Annotated in this window: 18 protein-coding genes; 8 read left to right on the top strand and 10 right to left on the bottom strand. The window is 65.3% G+C overall.

All coding sequences use genetic code 11. The annotated features are described in order from the left end of the window. On the bottom strand, positions 1-1,263 hold the full coding sequence (locus tag AB0876_RS08560; protein ID WP_491839558.1) for an amidohydrolase family protein: 1,263 nt from the start codon (positions 1,261-1,263) through the stop codon (positions 1-3). 25 nt (positions 1,264-1,288) lie between these two features. Here AB0876_RS08560 and AB0876_RS08565 point away from each other — a divergent pair, with 25 nt between their 5' ends. Further along, positions 1,289-2,155, top strand: coding sequence for an AraC family transcriptional regulator (locus tag AB0876_RS08565; protein WP_526041720.1), 867 nt, complete (start codon positions 1,289-1,291; stop codon positions 2,153-2,155). Here the strand turns inward: AB0876_RS08565 and AB0876_RS08570 are convergent. Both AB0876_RS08570 and AB0876_RS08575 read right to left on the bottom strand, forming a co-directional pair. Beyond that, the gene (locus tag AB0876_RS08570) at positions 2,064-2,882 is read right to left on the bottom strand and encodes a DUF2127 domain-containing protein (protein WP_526041721.1); all 819 of its coding nucleotides are present in this window, start codon (positions 2,880-2,882) and stop codon (positions 2,064-2,066) included. The genes AB0876_RS08565 and AB0876_RS08570 overlap by 92 nt on opposite strands. A 27-nt stretch (positions 2,883-2,909) precedes the next feature. Further along, a complete protein-coding gene (locus AB0876_RS08575; protein WP_526041722.1) occupies positions 2,910-3,572 on the bottom strand; it encodes an O-methyltransferase in 663 nt (220 codons plus the stop codon). A gap of 29 nt (positions 3,573-3,601) precedes the next feature. Between AB0876_RS08575 and AB0876_RS08580 the strand changes: the two genes are divergently transcribed. The 5 genes from AB0876_RS08580 (at position 3,602) to AB0876_RS08600 (ending at position 6,319) form a co-directional block, all read left to right on the top strand. Continuing rightward, positions 3,602-4,309 carry a histidine phosphatase family protein gene (locus AB0876_RS08580; RefSeq protein WP_526041723.1) on the top strand — a complete coding sequence of 236 codons (708 nt, stop codon included), beginning with the start codon at positions 3,602-3,604 and terminating at the stop codon, positions 4,307-4,309. 132 nt (positions 4,310-4,441) lie between these two features. Then, on the top strand, positions 4,442-4,729 hold the full coding sequence (locus tag AB0876_RS08585) for a hypothetical protein (protein ID WP_055118876.1): 288 nt from the start codon (positions 4,442-4,444) through the stop codon (positions 4,727-4,729). 100 nt (positions 4,730-4,829) lie between these two features. Next, positions 4,830-5,732 carry a DMT family transporter gene (locus AB0876_RS08590; RefSeq protein WP_491839563.1) on the top strand — a complete coding sequence of 301 codons (903 nt, stop codon included), beginning with the start codon at positions 4,830-4,832 and terminating at the stop codon, positions 5,730-5,732. A 12-nt stretch (positions 5,733-5,744) separates the two neighbouring features. Then, on the top strand, positions 5,745-6,173 hold the full coding sequence (locus tag AB0876_RS08595; protein WP_526041724.1) for a hypothetical protein: 429 nt from the start codon (positions 5,745-5,747) through the stop codon (positions 6,171-6,173). After that, positions 6,170-6,319 carry a hypothetical protein gene (locus AB0876_RS08600; RefSeq protein ID WP_526041725.1) on the top strand — a complete coding sequence of 50 codons (150 nt, stop codon included), beginning with the start codon at positions 6,170-6,172 and terminating at the stop codon, positions 6,317-6,319. Before AB0876_RS08595 ends, AB0876_RS08600 begins: the two co-directional genes overlap by 4 nt. A 4-nt stretch (positions 6,320-6,323) precedes the next feature. Here the strand turns inward: AB0876_RS08600 and AB0876_RS08605 are convergent, their stop codons facing one another. From AB0876_RS08605 to AB0876_RS08615, 3 genes are all read right to left on the bottom strand, one after another. Then, positions 6,324-7,475, bottom strand: coding sequence for an MCE family protein (locus AB0876_RS08605; RefSeq protein WP_491839704.1), 1,152 nt, complete (start codon positions 7,473-7,475; stop codon positions 6,324-6,326). A 242-nt stretch (positions 7,476-7,717) separates the two neighbouring features. Then, on the bottom strand, positions 7,718-8,425 hold the full coding sequence (locus tag AB0876_RS08610) for an SDR family NAD(P)-dependent oxidoreductase (RefSeq protein WP_491839565.1): 708 nt from the start codon (positions 8,423-8,425) through the stop codon (positions 7,718-7,720). Between the two features lie 15 nt (positions 8,426-8,440). Beyond that, a complete protein-coding gene (locus tag AB0876_RS08615) occupies positions 8,441-9,019 on the bottom strand; it encodes a TetR/AcrR family transcriptional regulator (protein ID WP_491839566.1) in 579 nt (192 codons plus the stop codon). 87 nt (positions 9,020-9,106) lie between these two features. On the opposite strand from AB0876_RS08615, the gene AB0876_RS08620 reads away from it, so the two are divergent. Further along, positions 9,107-9,667 carry a carboxymuconolactone decarboxylase family protein gene (locus AB0876_RS08620; protein WP_418021114.1) on the top strand — a complete coding sequence of 187 codons (561 nt, stop codon included), beginning with the start codon at positions 9,107-9,109 and terminating at the stop codon, positions 9,665-9,667. Positions 9,668-9,679: 12 nt separating this feature from the next. Here AB0876_RS08620 and AB0876_RS08625 read toward each other — a convergent pair whose 3' ends face one another. After that, on the bottom strand, positions 9,680-11,833 hold the full coding sequence (locus AB0876_RS08625; protein ID WP_491839567.1) for an elongation factor G-like protein EF-G2: 2,154 nt from the start codon (positions 11,831-11,833) through the stop codon (positions 9,680-9,682). Positions 11,834-11,985: 152 nt separating this feature from the next. Here AB0876_RS08625 and AB0876_RS08630 point away from each other — a divergent pair, with 152 nt between their 5' ends. Continuing rightward, complete coding sequence (locus tag AB0876_RS08630; RefSeq protein ID WP_526041726.1) at positions 11,986-12,783, top strand: hypothetical protein; 798 nt, start codon at positions 11,986-11,988, stop codon at positions 12,781-12,783. Here the strand turns inward: AB0876_RS08630 and AB0876_RS08635 are convergent. The 3 genes from AB0876_RS08635 to AB0876_RS08645 all read right to left on the bottom strand — a co-directional run bounded on the left by AB0876_RS08635 (position 12,763) and on the right by AB0876_RS08645 (position 16,027). Then, a complete protein-coding gene (locus AB0876_RS08635) occupies positions 12,763-14,118 on the bottom strand; it encodes a 9-bladed beta-propeller domain-containing protein (protein WP_526041727.1) in 1,356 nt (451 codons plus the stop codon). The genes AB0876_RS08630 and AB0876_RS08635 overlap by 21 nt on opposite strands. After that, the gene (locus AB0876_RS08640; RefSeq protein ID WP_526041728.1) at positions 14,115-14,642 is read right to left on the bottom strand and encodes a hypothetical protein; all 528 of its coding nucleotides are present in this window, start codon (positions 14,640-14,642) and stop codon (positions 14,115-14,117) included. The genes AB0876_RS08635 and AB0876_RS08640 overlap by 4 nt, the downstream gene beginning before the upstream one ends. A 224-nt stretch (positions 14,643-14,866) precedes the next feature. Continuing rightward, positions 14,867-16,027, bottom strand: coding sequence for a hypothetical protein (locus tag AB0876_RS08645; protein WP_526041729.1), 1,161 nt, complete (start codon positions 16,025-16,027; stop codon positions 14,867-14,869). Positions 16,028-16,067 lie beyond the last annotated feature (40 nt).

Consider the following 16,067-nt stretch of genomic DNA (forward strand, 5'->3'; position numbering starts at 1 on the left):
TCAGGCCTTGGCGAGCTGCTTCTGCTCGTAGAGGCGGGCCCATTCCGCGCGCGGGCGGATCGAGGTGTCGACGTCGGTTGCCTTGGCGCGCAACGCACCAACGGTGGCCTGATCCCGCGGCGTCAACGCGAACGGATCCCAGCCGAAGAACCGTGCCGAGTTCTGCCAGGTGATCTTGTTGATGTCGGAATCGCTTGCGCCGGCGGCATTCAGCTCGGCGAGCACCTGCTCGGGGGCGTCGGGCCAGAAGCAGTCGCTGTGTGGGTAGTCGCATTCCCAGGCGATGTTGTCGATACCGATCTCGTGACGCAGCTTCAGCGACGTCTTGTCGGTGACATAGCAGGCGAGTGAGTGCTCGCGGAACACGTCGGACGGCAGCTTGTCGCCGAAGTCGCGGCGCAGCCACTTCTGGTTGGTGTAGTGGCGGTCGCTTCGATCGAGATAGAAAGGAATCCAACCGATTCCGCCCTCGGAGAAGGCGAACTTGAGGTCGGGGTAGTTGCGCATCGCCGGTCCCCACAGCAGGTCCTGGGCGCACATCGCCGAGACCTGGGTGGCCAGGATGATCAGGTTGTCGATCGGCGCGTTGGGCGCCATGCTGATCGCCCCGAAGCCCGTGCCGATGTGCAGACACATCACCACGTTCTCTTCGGACAGGGTGCGGAACACCGGGCCCCAGTAGTCCTCGTCGTGGTAGCTCGGCAGGCCCTCGAGGTGTGGCAGTTCGGGCATCGTCACCGCGCGGCAACCCTTGGCGGCCACGCGGCGGATCTCGGCGCACATCCCCTCGGGAGTCCACGTCGGCAGGATCGCGATCGGGATGAAGCGTCCGGGCGCCGAACCGGCCCACTCGTCGATGTGCCAGTCGTTGTAGGCCGACACCATCACCAGCGTGACGTCTTCGCGGGTCATGTTGAGGTGGCGCGCGGAGAACCCGGTGAAGGTCGGGAAGCACATCGAGGCCAGGATGCCGTTGCGGTCCATGTCGCGGACCCGCTCGTGGACGTCGTACACACCGGGCCGCATCTCGGCGAACCCGGCCGGATCACGACCCCACTCCTCGGCAGGCCACGACACCACCGCGTTGAGACCGGACACGCCCTGCGGGCGGCCCTGGTACATCCACTGATCGACGCCCTTGTCGTCGGTCACCACGATGGGTGCCTCGGGCTTGTATTTCGCCGGCACGTGGTTGAGAAACATGTCGGGCGGCTCGACGACGTGGTCGTCGATGCTGATCAGGATCAGGTCGTCGGTCTGCATGATTCAACTAGTACCCTCGGACGGTGTGACCGTCTCTGCACTTTCGGACAGAGGTTTGACTGAACCGGCCAACATGTCCCGGCCGGTCATCGAACTGCGCCGTGGCGGCCACGCGCCGGCCGGCAGCTACCTCTACGAAGGCGACGGACTGATCACCGGCTGGCACTCCCACGAGGTGCACCAGATCGAGTACGCGCTGCACGGTGTGGTCGAGGTCGAGACCGACGCCGCGCACTATCTCCTTCCGCCGCAGCAGGCCGCGTGGATTCCCGCCGGCCTGCAACACCAGGCCGTGATGAACCCCGACGTCAAGACCGTCGCGGTGATGTTCGATGCCGAGATGATCGCCGATGGCGGCGATCGGGCTCGGATCATCGCGGTGTCCCCGCTCATTCGCGAGATGATGATCTACGGGTTGCGCTGGCCGGTCGACCGCGCCCATGGCGATGACACATCCGACACGTTCTTCCGAACGTTGGCCAACCTGGTCGTCGAGGCGCTCGATCACGAAGCGCCGCTGAGCCTGCCGACCACCGACCATCCGATCGTGGCCGCCGCGCTGGCCTACACCAAGGAGCACCTCGCCTCGGTGACAGCCGAGGACGTCAGCCGGGCCGTCGCGGTGTCCGAACGGACGTTGCGCCGCCTGTTCGCCGATACGATCGGAATCTCTTGGCGGACATATCTTCTGCATGCCCGGATGCTGCGAGCCATGGCATTGCTGGCCGGGCCCGATCAGTCGGTGCAGGCGACCGCGACGGCGGTGGGGTTCGAGAACCTCAGCTCGTTCACCCGGTGCTTCACCCAGTTTTGTGGTCAGACGCCGTCGGCGTATCGGAACCGCTCGCGTGAGGAGCATCAGGCGTCGCCAACCCGGCCCGTTCGACACTGAGCAGGCTCTCGGTGTGATGCTCGGCGCGGTAGGCCTCGCCGCCACCGTTGATCCCGAAAAGCCTTTTGCTCCAGAGCAACCAGACCACTGCGGCCAGGTTGATCACCAGGGCGCCCAGACGCAGGGCGGTCACCTTCTCGGTGAGCTCGTAGATTTCCAGCGGCAGGAAGACGCCGGTGGCGATCACCGCGAAGTACTCGCCCCATCGTTTCATCAACCACAGGCCGGCGGCCTCGGTGAACTCGACCAGGGCATAGGCGGCGACGCCGGCAGCGATCCACAGCAGGGTGGCCGACGACAACGTGAACGCCTCGCCGATGTGCCGCACGATCTTGGAATCGTCGATGTTCCAACCGATCTGGTCGGCCAGCGGCCGCATCAGCGGAATGTCCTTCTCGAACGCGTCCTGTAGCTCACTGCGCGATGCGCGCACCTTGAGGATGCCCACTGCCAGCAGCGTGAACACGATCCCGCGCACCGCCCGCTCGACGGCGAGCAGTCGCATGATGGTGCGGTCTCGCAGCAGCCGGCCGCGGGGGATCTCCGGTGCGGTGTCGGCGGGTCCGTGACCACGGGGCGGGCCGACCACGAACGTCTCGCACCGCAGACAACGCCACGCCTCCCCGACCGGGGTGTCGACGCGCAACCGGTCGCGAAGTTCCGGTTCGTCCGGGGCAAACGTGGCGTGACCGCGCAGCCCGCATGACCGCAGCGCGAAATCGACCATGTCAGCACCGTAGCCCGGCCGAACCGGCTAAGCGCGGCAGCTGAGCTCCATGCTGTCGCTGTCGCGGGCCAGGAAGTTCACGCTGACATACCCGTTGGCTTGCTCGCGGACATGATCCAGATACGGCTGGGTGTCGGCCATCGACGTGTTGTCCGCGACCAGCAGTGCGCCCGTGGCGAGTTGGGGCTCGAGAAGTTTGAGCACCGGCAGATAGAGCTCCTTCCAGCCGTCGAGCAGGACGAAGCCGATGTCGCCCGTCACCGTCTTGAGCGTCTCCAGCGCGTCGCCCTCCAGCACGGTGATGACGTCGTCGAGGCCGCTCTCGGCGAAGGTCTGCTTGGCCGCAGCGATCTTCGCGGCACTGAGCTCGGTGGTGAAGACCCGGCCGGTTCCGTTGTCGCGCACGGCCGATGCCAGGTGCAGCGCCGAGAGGCCGAACGACATGCCGAACTCGATCACGATCGCGGGCTTGGTGGCCCGAACCAGGGAGTAGAGCAGCCGGCCGGCCTCCCGCGTCACCGGCATGTAGATGTCGCTGAGGGCATCCGCACGTTCCTGCGCGGTGGCACCGGACAGATCGGCGAAGCGGCCCGACCCGCCCTCGCGCATCTTCTTGAACTGCTCGTCGGAGGCGGCGTACATCCGGTCCAGCGCGTCCGCGACGCGCGCGTCGTCGAGAGTGGTAGTCACGCTGACGAACCTACGCCGAAGGGTGAATTATGGCCGGTGTGCGAGAACTACGAGCACTCCCGCTGTCTGCCGCCATCGTTCTTGTCCTCGCCACGCTGCTGGCTCCGGTCGCGGCGGCGGGCGGCTACCGCTCCATCACCCTGACCTTCGTCCGGCACGCCCAGTCGGCGGGGAACGCCTCAGGTCTCATCGACAGCTCCACGCCGGGGCCGCCGCTGACCGATCTGGGCCGGCAACAGGCCGTCGCCAGTGCAGAACGCCTGGCACCGAACCACTACGACGGCATCTTCGCCTCGACGATGATCCGGACCCAGCAGACCGCTCAGCCGATGGCCGACGCTCTGCACGAGTCGATCACCGTGCTGCCCGGGCTCCACGAGGTCGAGGCAGGCATCTACGAGGGCCAGCCCGAGGCGAGCGCGGTCCAGACGTACTTCACCGCCCCCGAGCAGTGGCTGCGTGGTGACCGCAACGCCCGCATTCCAGGCTCGATCGACGGAAACGAGTTCGACGCCCGGTTCGACGGGGCGGTGCAGCAGATCTACGACAGCGGCGACGACGAACCTGTCGCGTACTCGCACGGCGCCGCGATCATGCTGTGGGTGCAGATGAACGTCCGCAATCCCAATCCTCAGCTGCTGATGCAGCACCCGCTCGACAACACCGGCTATGTCGTCATCAAAGGCAATCCAACCGACGGCTGGACCCTGACCGACTGGGACGGAGCGGGAAGCTAGCTGCCGAAGTGATCTACCCGCCATAAACTGGCGGAATGCGGCGCCGATCACGTCTGGGTCGAACACCGGCCGGGCGCGGTTACTGTGTGCCAAGGCAAGCGGAGATGGGAGCGCGGCTATGAGGTTTCTGTCATGAGGTTTCGGTTGTTGCCCTACGTGACCGTCGAGGTCGACGACCGGGTACGGCTGCGGGCACGCCGGGCCGGTGAGCGGCTCCGGATCAATCTCAGGGCCTACCTGCGTAGTGCCGCCGACGAGGTCGAGACCGCCAGCGGCCGGGTCCGCGACATGTGCGACAACGCGGTGAACCGCGTCGACCTGGCCGTGGCCAGCGTCAACGACAAGATCGCTCCCGCCCCGCCGACCGCTCCCACAGACTCTGCCGACGAGCCCCCGAAGCGGCATCTGCAGGTCGTCTAGCCCGGAGCAGCGCGCAGCGCGTCCGCGCTCTACGGTTGAAGGGCACTGGCCTTCTCTTCTCGAGAGGTCGACACATCGGCCCGGGAGGGGTTGACGAGGCTTGCTCGGCAACAGTCTTGCGGTGCTGTTCGCCCTGTGCGCAGCGGTTTTCGCGGCTGTCGGCATTGTGGTGCGGCAGCGCGCCACCATGGACGTGCCGCCCGAAAAGGGCGTCAGCACCGTCATGCTGCGGACCCTGCTGCGCCGCAGGCTCTGGTGGGCCGGGACCGCATCGGCGGTGGCCGGGTACGTGTTCCAGGCGCTCGCACTCGGATTCGGCTCGCTGCTCCTTGTCCAGCCGGTGCTGGTGTCGGCCCTGTTGTTCGCGCTTCCGCTCAGCGCCCGCCTGGCCCACCGGAAGGTCAGCCGCGCCGAATGGCTGTGGGCCCTGTTGCTGACCGGCGCGCTGACCGTGTTCGTGGCGCTGGCCAGGGCCAGCACCGGGACCTATGGGGTATCTGTGGCCACCACGGTCACCGTCGTCGTGGTCTGCGCCACCGCCGTCGGCCTGTGTGTCCTGGCCGCCACCCGGAGTACCAACTGGCGCCGTGCGGTGCTGTTGGCACTGGCCGTTGGCGTGATGTTCGGCGTGGTCGCCGTACTGACCAAGATCGTGATGCACACGATCGCGGTCGACGGTGTGCTCGCGGTACTCACCACGCCGGCCCTCTACCTGGTGGTGACTCTCGGGGTGGTTGCGACGCTGTTGCAGCAGTCGGCATTTCACGCCGGCTCCCTGCAGACCTCGGTGCCGACCATGCTGGTGCTCGAGCCGGTCGTGGCCGTCGTTCTCGGTTCGGTGGTGCTGGGGGAGCACCTGTCGATCACCGGGTGGGAGCCCGTTGCACTCGCGGTGGCAATCGGTGCGATGGCCGCCGCCACCATCGCACTCGGCCGGGACGAGGGCGCGTACGAGGAGAAGCTCGAGGCCGAACTGGAGGTCAAGACCACTCGGCCCGTCTGAAATTGGTGCGCCGTGACGGTCGACTCGTCATTGACCGGACTCCTGGTCACCGGTAGTGACTTTCCGGCCGGTTGGCATGTGGAGGACGTCAGCCAGAAGATGGCCGAGGAGTCGGGCAAGTCCGGCACCGGCCCGGCCGATCCTCCGGAGTGCGATTCCTCGGACAAGACCTCGCTGTCCAGCGGGGTGGCCGCCATGGTCAGCGAACGGCAGGGCACCCCGGGGGTGATCGCCACCCTCAGCCGTGAACCGGACTCCGGACTGGTGGCGGTGACCGAGAAATGGCTGAGCCAGTGTCAGGCGTTCAGCGTGGAGAAGGACGGTGTGAAAGCCGAAGCGGCGGTGCACCGCCTCGAACCGCCGGCCAGCAAGGCCGATGCCCAGGTCGGCTTCGACATGACGTCGACCGCAGGCGCCGTCGGCGAGACCATGAAGATATGATCAAGGGCTACACGGCGCAGGTCGGCGACATCGTCGTCATGTGCATCGCGGTGGGCGGCGAGTCGAGCAGCCGCAGCGTCGCGCCGGATGTCGAGATGCTCAACGCGGTGTTCACCGAGCAGGTGACCAAGGTCCGCAACGGCTGACGCACTACGGGTTGATCGTGTTCTCGCCGATCTGGCGGCCCCACACGTACTCGGACACGAGCGGCTGGCCGAGTTCGAAGTGGTTGTACGGCGCGATCGAGGCACCGATGTCCATGACCAGGTAGGGAGCCGGCCACAGGTCCTTGGTGATCGGCTGCCAGCAGCCGGGCCGGCCTTCGGGCCCGCCGGTGGCGTTCACCCGGGGCAGGTTGTCCGGATAGACCCACGCGTTGGGTGCACCGACGAGGAAGTCCTGAAGCTCGAATCCGTAGCCGTTACGGGTCTGCTGGGCGAACTTCGGTGCGGCCTCGGCGTAGTTGTGGATCATGCAGTACAGCGCCGGGCTGTTGCGGTCCAGCATCGCGCTGACCGGCAGCAGGTCCTGCGCGCCGCGGACCAGGTACGGGCCGCCGCGCTCGAAGATGTCGCCGCCGGTGTTGCCGAAGCCGACCGCGGCCACCAACGCCTGGTCGAGGTTGCCGCGCTGCTCGTTGAGGGTGCGGGCGGTGGTGACGGCGTTGGTCAGGCCGTCGAACAGGTCGGGGGCGGCGTTGGCGTAGACCTCGCCGAGGTCGGCCAGACCGGAGATGTCGCGGCGGATCTGGGGCATCCGCGGATTGAGGTCCGCCAGGATGTCGTTGCCGTTGATGATCGACTGGCCGAACTTGTCACCCAGCCCGTCGAGGGCCTGCGCCGTCGCAGTCAGGGTCTCGTTGAGCTTGATCGGGTCGATCTGCTCGGAGATCGCGGTGATCGTCTCGAACAGCGTGTTGAACTCCGTCGTCACGCCCTTGGCGCGAATCGGGATGGACGGGTCGACCCGTGCCGACGACGGATTGTCCGGTGCGACGAACGAGATGTACTTGTTGCCGAACACCGTGGTGGCCTTGAGTTCGGCGGTGACGTTCTCGGGGATCAGCTTGAGGTATTTGGGCTTGACGTCGAGCGTGAGCTGGGCCTGCTGCTCGCCGTCGACATCGGCCACGTCCACGGCGGTCAACCTGCCGATCGGCACACCGTTGAACGTGACCTTCGAACCAGGATCCATCGACAGACCAGAACGGTTGGACAACACCGTGAGCTGCGTCTTTTCCTCGAACACGCCGCGGAACTGCATCCACGTCAACACCAGCACCGCGATCACCAAGATGACCATGCCCGCGCATGCGGTCTTGTACGGCGGGTCGTACCGCCAGTGCTTGAACCGCTGTTGAAAGCGGTCCCGCACCGTCGCGGTGGATGAGGCCACGCGCAAACCTCCGACATATTGACGCAGCCAGCTAGTAAGTGAGCAAAACTGTCGCAAACAACCAGAGACAACTGCAACTACAGGCCGCCCAGTGCGGCGAACATCAAATTGCCAACTCTGGGAGACCCCCGTCACAGCGTAAGCGCTGATCAGGTATTTCTGCCGCCGTTCACGCCGACGACCTGGCCGGTGATATAGCCGGCCTCCTCAGAGATGAGGAACGAACACGTTGCTGCAATGTCCTCCGGCCGCCCTATCCGCCGTACCGGGGTGGCGTCGATGGTGTTCTGGATGTCGCCCAGCTCGCCACGAGATTCGGCGGCGCGCAGCATCGGCGTGTCGATGAAACCCGGCGGAACGGCGTTCACCGTGATGCCGGCCGGGCCGAATTCCAGGGCCAGCGACTTGGTCAGCCCGTTGACGGCGGACTTGGCTGCCACGTAGTCCGACATGTACGGCACGCCGGAGTGGGTGCTCGACGAGGAGATGTTGACGATGCGGCCCCAGCCCGCGGCGATCATGTCGGGCAGTGCGGCCTGGACGACATGGAAGACACCGTTGAGGTTGACGTCGACGACCCTCTGCCAACGCTCGAAGGTGAGTTCGGTGAACGGCGTGAAATCGCTGAGACCGGCCGAGTTCACCAGGATCGTGACGGGGCCCAACTGCTCCCGGACCGCCTTGAAGACCGCGTCGACCTGGGCCCGGTCGGTGACGTCGGCCGCGTAGGCGTGCGGGTCGTCGGAGGCGTTGAGGTCGAGGGTGGCCACCTGGTACCCGTCGGCGGCCAGCCGGTCGGCGATCGCCTTGCCGATTCCGGAGGCGCCCCCGGTGACCAATGCTGTCTTGGCTGTCATCTCTGTTCCTTTTCGTCAGCGCCGGGTGATGCGCAGGCCGAGAGCGCGGCGAGCGGCCTCGGTCAGATGGTGGTAGAGCTCCTCATCGGTGAGGCCCGCCGAAGCGATGCCCGCGCCGCCGGCGATCCCCGAGAACACCATCGCCGCCTTGACGGTGCCGGCCGGACCAGGATCGACATCGGCCAGAAGAGCCATCTGGCGGTCGATCACGGAGTCCCACTCGGGCCGGGTACGCAGGGCCTCGTTCACGCTCGGGTCGGTGCCCAGCACCGAGACCATGGCGCGGTTGTGCACGGCCAGGTCGGCGTAGCCGCGCACCATGCGATCGGCCCGGTTGTGTACGCCGCGGAGGTTCTCGGCCTCTTCGACGATCCGCTGCATCTGCCGCAGGAGCGGGTCCAGCGCAGCCGTCAGCAGTTGTTCACGGGTACGGAAGTGGTAGTAGATGGCGGCCTTGGTGAAGCCCAGCTCGTCCGCGATCATCTGCAGCGACGTGCCCGCGAAGCCGTGTCGGGTGAACAGCCGGACCGCAGCCTCGACGAGGCGTTCTCGGGTGGTGCTCGAGCCGGCCGGTTCGGCCGTGGCGGCGTCCATCGGTGCTTCCCCTCGTGTGCGCTGCGGCAAAATCTCCTTTACGATCGTAAAGGAGATTACTAGTCGATCGTAAAGTGGGGCCATCACATGTTGACGCCGTTGCCGGCCGAGGACTGGGACGATCAGGCACGCGAGGCGTTGGCCTCCACGGTGCCGCCGGAGCGTCGCCGCCCGGACAAGGTGGGCAACGCGTTGTCGACGCTGGTGCGCCATCCCATGCTGGCCGGGGCCTTTCTGCCGTTCAACACCTACCTGCAGAAGGACTCCACGTTGCCCGAGCGCATCCGTGAGCTGGTGATCCTGCGTACTGCCTTTCACCACGGCTGTGTGTACGAGTGGGGTCATCACAGTGCAATGGCGCGGCAGGTGGGGCTGAGCGAGGTCGACGTCGAGGCGGCCCGAAGTGGCTCGGCGACAGATGAATTCGACCAAGCCGTGCTGGACGCGGTCGACGAACTGCACGCCGGATCCCGGATATCGGCCGGGGTCTGGGAGCGCCTCGGGCAGCGACTCGACGACCGGCAGCGGATGGACCTGATGTTCACCTTCGGTGGCTACAGCACACTTGCCTTCGCCCTGAACACCTTTGACGTCCAGCTTGAGAACGGCGCAGGCAGCGACGAGTTCTACGCCTCGATGAGGAGCTGAGCTGACCGACGACTACGCGGAGCGGCGCACCCGGGCGGCGGCCGATTCTGGCATCGGCTCATAGCGGGCGAACTGTCGGCTGAACGTCCCGGCGCCATGCGACAGTGACCGCAGGTCGATCGCATACCGGGTCAGCTCGACCTCGGGAATTTCCGCCTTCACCACGGTCCGGTCCTCGTCGGCCTTGTCCGTGCCGAGTACGCGGCCGCGCCGCGCGGCCAGATCGCTCATCACCGCGCCCACGAGATCGTCGGGCACCACCACGGTCACGTCGTCGATGGGCTCGAGCAGGTTCACCCCGGCAGCTTCGGACGCCTCCCGCAACGCCAGCCCGCCCGCCATCTGGAAGGCGAAGTCAGAAGAGTCGACGCTGTGTGCCTTGCCGTCGACCAGCGTCACCCGAATGTCGACGACGGGATACCCGACCTCGGAACCGACCCCCTTCTCCATCTGCGCGCGTACGCCTTTCTCGACGCTCGGGATGAACTGGCGCGGTACGGATCCGCCGACGACCTTGTCGACGAACTCGAACCCGGTGCCCTCCGGCAGCGGCTCGACCTCGATGTCGCAGACCGCGTACTGACCGTGCCCGCCGGACTGCTTGACGTGCCTGCCGTGTCCTTTTGCCTTGCCGCCGAGCGTTTCTCGCAGTGGTACCCGCAGCTCGACCGTGTCCACCGACACCCCGTAGCGCCGCGACAATCCGTCGAGCACCACCCCGGCGTGCGCCTCACCCATGCACCACAGCACGATCTGGTGCGTTTCGGGATTCTGCTCGATGCGCAGCGTGGGATCCTCGGCGGCCAGCCGCTGCAACCCGACCGAGAGCTTGTCCTCGTCGGTCTTGGCGCGTGGCTGCACCGCGATCGGCAGCAGCGGGTCGGGCATGGTCCACGGGCGCAGCACCAGGGGATCAGCCTTGTCGCTGAGGGTGTCACCGGTCTCGGCCCGGCTGAGTCGCCCGATCGCACAGATGTCTCCGGCCACCACCGACGGGGCCGGGCGCTGCTGCTTGCCCAGCGGGAAGGACAAGGTGCCGATGCGCTCGTCCTCGTCGTGATCCGCGTGGCCGTGGGATCCCTCAGGTGCCACAGCGTCGTTGAAGGCAGAAAAATGGCCCGACACATGCACGGTGGCGTCGGGCCTGATGGTGCCGGAGAACACCCGGACCAGGCTGACCCTGCCGACATAGGGATCCGACGTCGTCTTCACCACCTCGGCCAGCAGCGGCCCGGACGGGTCGCAGGCCATCGGCTTGCGGGCCGCGCCGCTGGCCGCGAACACCTCGGGCAGACGGTGCTCGGGCGGCGACGGGAAGCCGCGGGTGGCGATCTCCAGCAGCTCCAGCGTGCCGACCCCGGATCCACTGCACACCGGGATCACGGGGAAGAACGAGCCGCGGGCCACCGCCTTCTCTAGGTCGGCGATCAACACCGCCTCGTCGATCTCCTCGCCGCCGAGGTAGCGCTCCATCAGCGTCTCGTCCTCCGACTCCTCGATGATTCCCTCGATCAGGGAGCCGCGGAGCTCGGCGATCTCGTCGTCATAGGCGCCGTCGGGCGGCCGGGTGGTGCGGGTGCCGTCGCTGTAGCAGTAGTAGGTGCGGGTGAGAAGCCCGATGACTCCCTCACCGGCAGGGAAGTACAGCGGCGCGACCTTGTCACCGAACGCCTGCTGGGCGCCGGCCAGGGCACTGGCGTAGTTGGCTCGGGCGTGATCGAGCTTGGTGATGACCACCGCCCGCGGCATCCCCACCGCCGTGCATTCCTGCCACAACGCCTTGGTCGGCTCGTCGATGTCCTCGTTGGCCGCGATCACGAACAGTGCGCAGTCGGCGGCGCGCAACCCGGCGCGGAGTTCCCCGACGAAATCCGCGTATCCGGGGGTGTCGATCAGATTGACCTTGATCCCGTTGTGCTGCAACGGGGCAAGCGCCAGCCCGACCGAGCGCTGCTGGCCGATCTCAGCCTCGTCGAAATCGCAGACCGTCGATCCGTCGACCACCGAACCCGCCCGGGTCAGCACACCGGCGGCGACCAGGAGTGCCTCGACGAGGGTGGTCTTGCCGCCACCCGACGGGCCGACGAGCGCCACGTTGCGAATGGCGGCGGGGCTGTCCGCGGTGGGAACAGCCCCGTTGCCGGCCGAATGGGTCTTGTCCGCCATGGCACTCCTCCTGGTGTCCCCGGGGCGCCCCCTGCGGCCCGCCGGACCTGCTCTCCACCATTCCCCGATGTGATCTGGAGCACAAGGGCTGCCCGGTCGGGCCGCAGGTGAGCATTCCGAGGAAGTGCACAGCAAGCTGTCAGAATGTGGCCATGACGCATGCGCTGGATGCGGTGGGCACTGTCGCGGTGGTCGATCTCGAGGCAGCGTGCGAGCTGTACGGCCGCGACACGTTGCCGTACCCGTTGGGCCGTAGCCGGCCGGTGGGGTCGGTATGGCTGCTCACCCGAGACGTGGGACCGATCGAAGACCGTCTCAACGGTGGTGATCTTGCCCGCGTGCGCGCGTGGGTGGAAGCCTTTGTGCGGGCTGATGTTTGCGTCGGTTGTCGGGTCAGCCTCTCCGGTCGGGACACCCCCGATCTTCGGTTGAACGGCCTGCTGGCCGGTGACTTAGGTTTTGTCGCGGTGCAGCACAGTGACCCCGATGGCGTCGACGCCGTCGACGTCTACGCGGTGTCACCGGGGGCCGTCGGCGCGGTGATCGCTGATTCGGTCGGCTTGGCCGGTGCCGGTTCCCATCTGCGTATCGCGGTGGCAGGCCTGGACGATCGCCTTCCGGCTCCACCGCCTGGGGCGGTCGACGAATATGACGACCTCGGCTTCCTGATTCCACATGCCGAATCGGACGGTCCGCCCGTCCATGTGGTGGACGGGCGTGATGTCGCAGCGATCGGGACAGTGCAGTCGCTCTCCGGTTCGACTCGGTACTGGGTCACGGTCGACGATGACGGCGACTACCTGTACGCGCCCGACGATGCGGGTTATGCCGAACCGCTCGATGCCGAGACGCTGCGTGCGTGCCTCGATGGATCTGTCTCCGATGCCATTGTCGATATGGGTGGCGAGATGTCAGACCAGTGGGACGATTCAGTCGGGTGGGACGAGTGATGAGAGCTCGTTGTTGACACGCTGGACGAGTGTCGTGTTCACCCGCCAGAGGTCTTTGGCTTCGTCATCGGTCGACCCGGGCAGCGTCCACAGGATTTCGCACGTCGTCAGATCCATGGCCTGAGCCAGAGCCAGGGTACGACCACCGCCCATGACCACGACATCGCCGCTTGAGCCGATGTAGGAGTACCACAGAGCCTCGTTGTCGCAGGTCTTGGCTTCTTCACCGGTCCGCAGATCGAACTGTCGCCACATGCGGCGGTCCTCATCTGTGGACACCAGCAGTGTCGTGCCGGCCAGGCGCGTGTAGGGCATCAGTTTCGGGTCCGACAGCTCCAACAGGGGCTTGCCGGCCATCGTGAGGACTCGGTCGGCGTCGGCGGTTCGTGCCACAGGAATGACTTCAGAGCCGGAGAGTAGCTCTGCGGCACCGTCGAATTGGCCCTTCTCGGTGCCCGCATTATCGAAGAATGTGATGCCGGTGTCTTTGTAATCGAGCTGGCGCTGGTAGGCAAAGCCATCCGGGTATACGACAGCTCGGCGAACTTCTTCGCCGGCGGGCACCTTCGGTGTGAGCACCTTGCCGTCGGCGACGGAGAACACCACGTCGGGCTCACGGAGGCGGGACGCCACCGCCAGAACAGGCGCGGGGACATCGCTGGCGTCGTCTGTAGGGAAGTCCACCAACCCGGTGCCCGGCACGTGCCAGGTCAGTTCGGCGCGTGGGCCGACGCCGTAGACGCCCCGATCATCGACGGTGGCCACCAGGTAATCGCCGAGCTGCTGGACAGCCGGATCTGCCTTGGGCATGGACGACCTCAGGTCGGTGGGGCCGTCGTACAGCAACGCACCGGTATCGGTGTCGATGACCCAGGCATGTGTCGGGGCATCCTGCGGGGTGTGACCCCGCAGGCACACGACCATCTTCGGGCCATTGGCAAAACAGGCCGAGGCCAGCATTCCCTCGGCGCTTTCGTGACGGCCCAACCGGACCGGCTCGAACAGTTTGTGTCCGTTGCTCACGTCGATGCCGATCACCGACCAGTCCGCAGTGGTCATCGCCAGAAAGATGGCCCGGTCCCCGACGTTGCGGATCGGTGAGTAGCGGATGTGGGCTTTGGCATCCAATCCGAGTGTGGCTGCGCCGATCCGCCAGCCGCGCACGGGTTGGCGCTGCATCGGCATCGCCAGTCGGGCCTGTTCAGGTAAACCCAGCTCCTCAGCTGTGGGCAGTTTGTTGCGCACCGGTTGTCCGTCAACGACGCAACCGGCCGTCAGCAGCATGAGCACGACGAGCGTCGCTGTTGTCAGTCGAGACCGGGTACTCGGAGTCACTGGATAGTGAACTTCTCATCATCAAGCCGCTGTAGGGCCCGACCATCGGTCAGTTCGTCGCGACACTCGGGATGCTGCCAGTAGAACCGCACCCACTCACGCAGTGCGTGGCTGTTGGCGGTGATGGTGCCGGAGGCCAGTTTCGCGCTATGCCCCTTCGGGAGCGCAAAAACTATCACCTCATTGAATGACGTCTTCCCTTTCAGCGGGTGGTCCAGGATCTGTTCGACATCGTCCCACTTCCCACGTTTGAAAGAGTTCCATTGCCCATCCCACACTTCGAAGCCGTGCTGATCAAGGCGTAGATGGCTTCCGGCGCGGTACTTGAACATCCGATAGAGGACCGGCGTGCCGTAGATCACGTAGAAAATGCAACCGGCTGGTATGAGTCTGCGAGTGACAGTGCCTGACGGAACGAAATCGAGCATATCAAAATGCGAGAATACGAGGTACAAGGCGGCCGTGAGAACACCGATTGAGAGGCCGACGATAAATATCAGGTCCGCATATTTCTGCGGACGCACTTCGGTCCCTTCCGGTCCGAATACTCCCCTGGGTCGGGCAGCGCCCGACAGTGGGTAAGCTACGAAAAACACCAAACTGAAAAGCAGTAGCGACGAACCAAGGCAGAGGATTGCTGTCAAATAACTGCCGCGGGTGAACCAAATTGCAGCCCACACTGCAACGAACGCACCGCCTGCTATCAATATGCCGAAGAGTAATGCTAAACGCAGGTAATCGGAGATTTTTAGCGGGGACAAAATGTATTACCAATCCAGTTGCCGAGTGCTTCCCCGCCGGATGCTGCGAGAATGCCGGCGGGGATAGACACAATTGGGGTGAATTCGGACAATCCGATGCCCACAAATGTTCCGGCAGCGACCGATGCTGCGCCTTCGGCCGACGCGACGCACCGCTGGAAATCGGATTCTGCAACAGCTACGCCCCACAGTGCGGACGCAATGCTCACACCTGGCCCGAAGTATTTGCCGGTAGCGCCCAACACGGTCGTAACCGGAGTGTCGAGTACGTCGAGGGGGACATCGGCTTCACGACCCTCCGGTGTAATAACTTTGCAAGTTTGTTTGCCGTCTGGCCAATCTGTTAATTTGGCAACTGTGCCGTTTGCGTACTCGGTAGTGGAAATGGTTTTTCCAGCAAAATCTTTGTGAGCCGAAAGGCCATACTTGACCGTCCGTGTAGTGGAGATGGTGTTGCCATTCTTATCGTAATGCACTTCCGTCGTGATCGGACTTCGATCCGGAAAAGGTGGTTTGGCATCGACGGTCGTGACGTACCTGCTGCCATCCATCATGTATTTAGTCGTGGTAGTGGAAACTACCGCTCCGGTAACGGGGTCGTAATTTGGCTCTACCTTCGTTTCGCGAAGTGTCTCCGCCATGTCGGCGTCTCGGAGGATGGCCTGCTGCGCGGCTCCAACGTGTGAGAACGGGTTAGGCACTTCGTCACCTGGCTCCAGCGCCCCAGGAAACAAGCGGTCCAGACTGGTGGGATCAGGTAACTGCAATCCGTGCGATTGTCCAGCGGCAGTCACTGCTTTGGCAGCAGCGTCGTCGGCAGCTCCCACATCCGTCAGTAGCCGATTGACAGTGATCTGCTCAGACTGCGCACGCTTTTCCAGCGCCGCCGCCTGTTCGATAGTCATCTGGCCGCCTTTGACCAGAACCACCCACTGGTCGCTTACGTGCAACTGGCCGGTGTTGTCGATCTCGTCGGCCTTGTTCAGCAGTGCGGTGCGGGCGCTACCGATCGGGCCGGCGGCGCCGCTGAGCGCATCCCCCACGGCCGCGGTGTATCTCGAGAATTCATCGGTCTGTATTTTGGCTCGACCGAACATCGCCGTGGCTGCCTTGTGCGCATCACCAGACCACGCCTTGGTGTCTGCCATTTTCGCTAAGTTGGAGCTCATCCCGGATACTGCGGCACCG

The organism is Mycobacterium sp. NPDC049093 (assembly GCF_040704635.1).
Taxonomy (GTDB): Bacteria; Actinomycetota; Actinomycetes; order Mycobacteriales; family Mycobacteriaceae; genus Mycobacterium.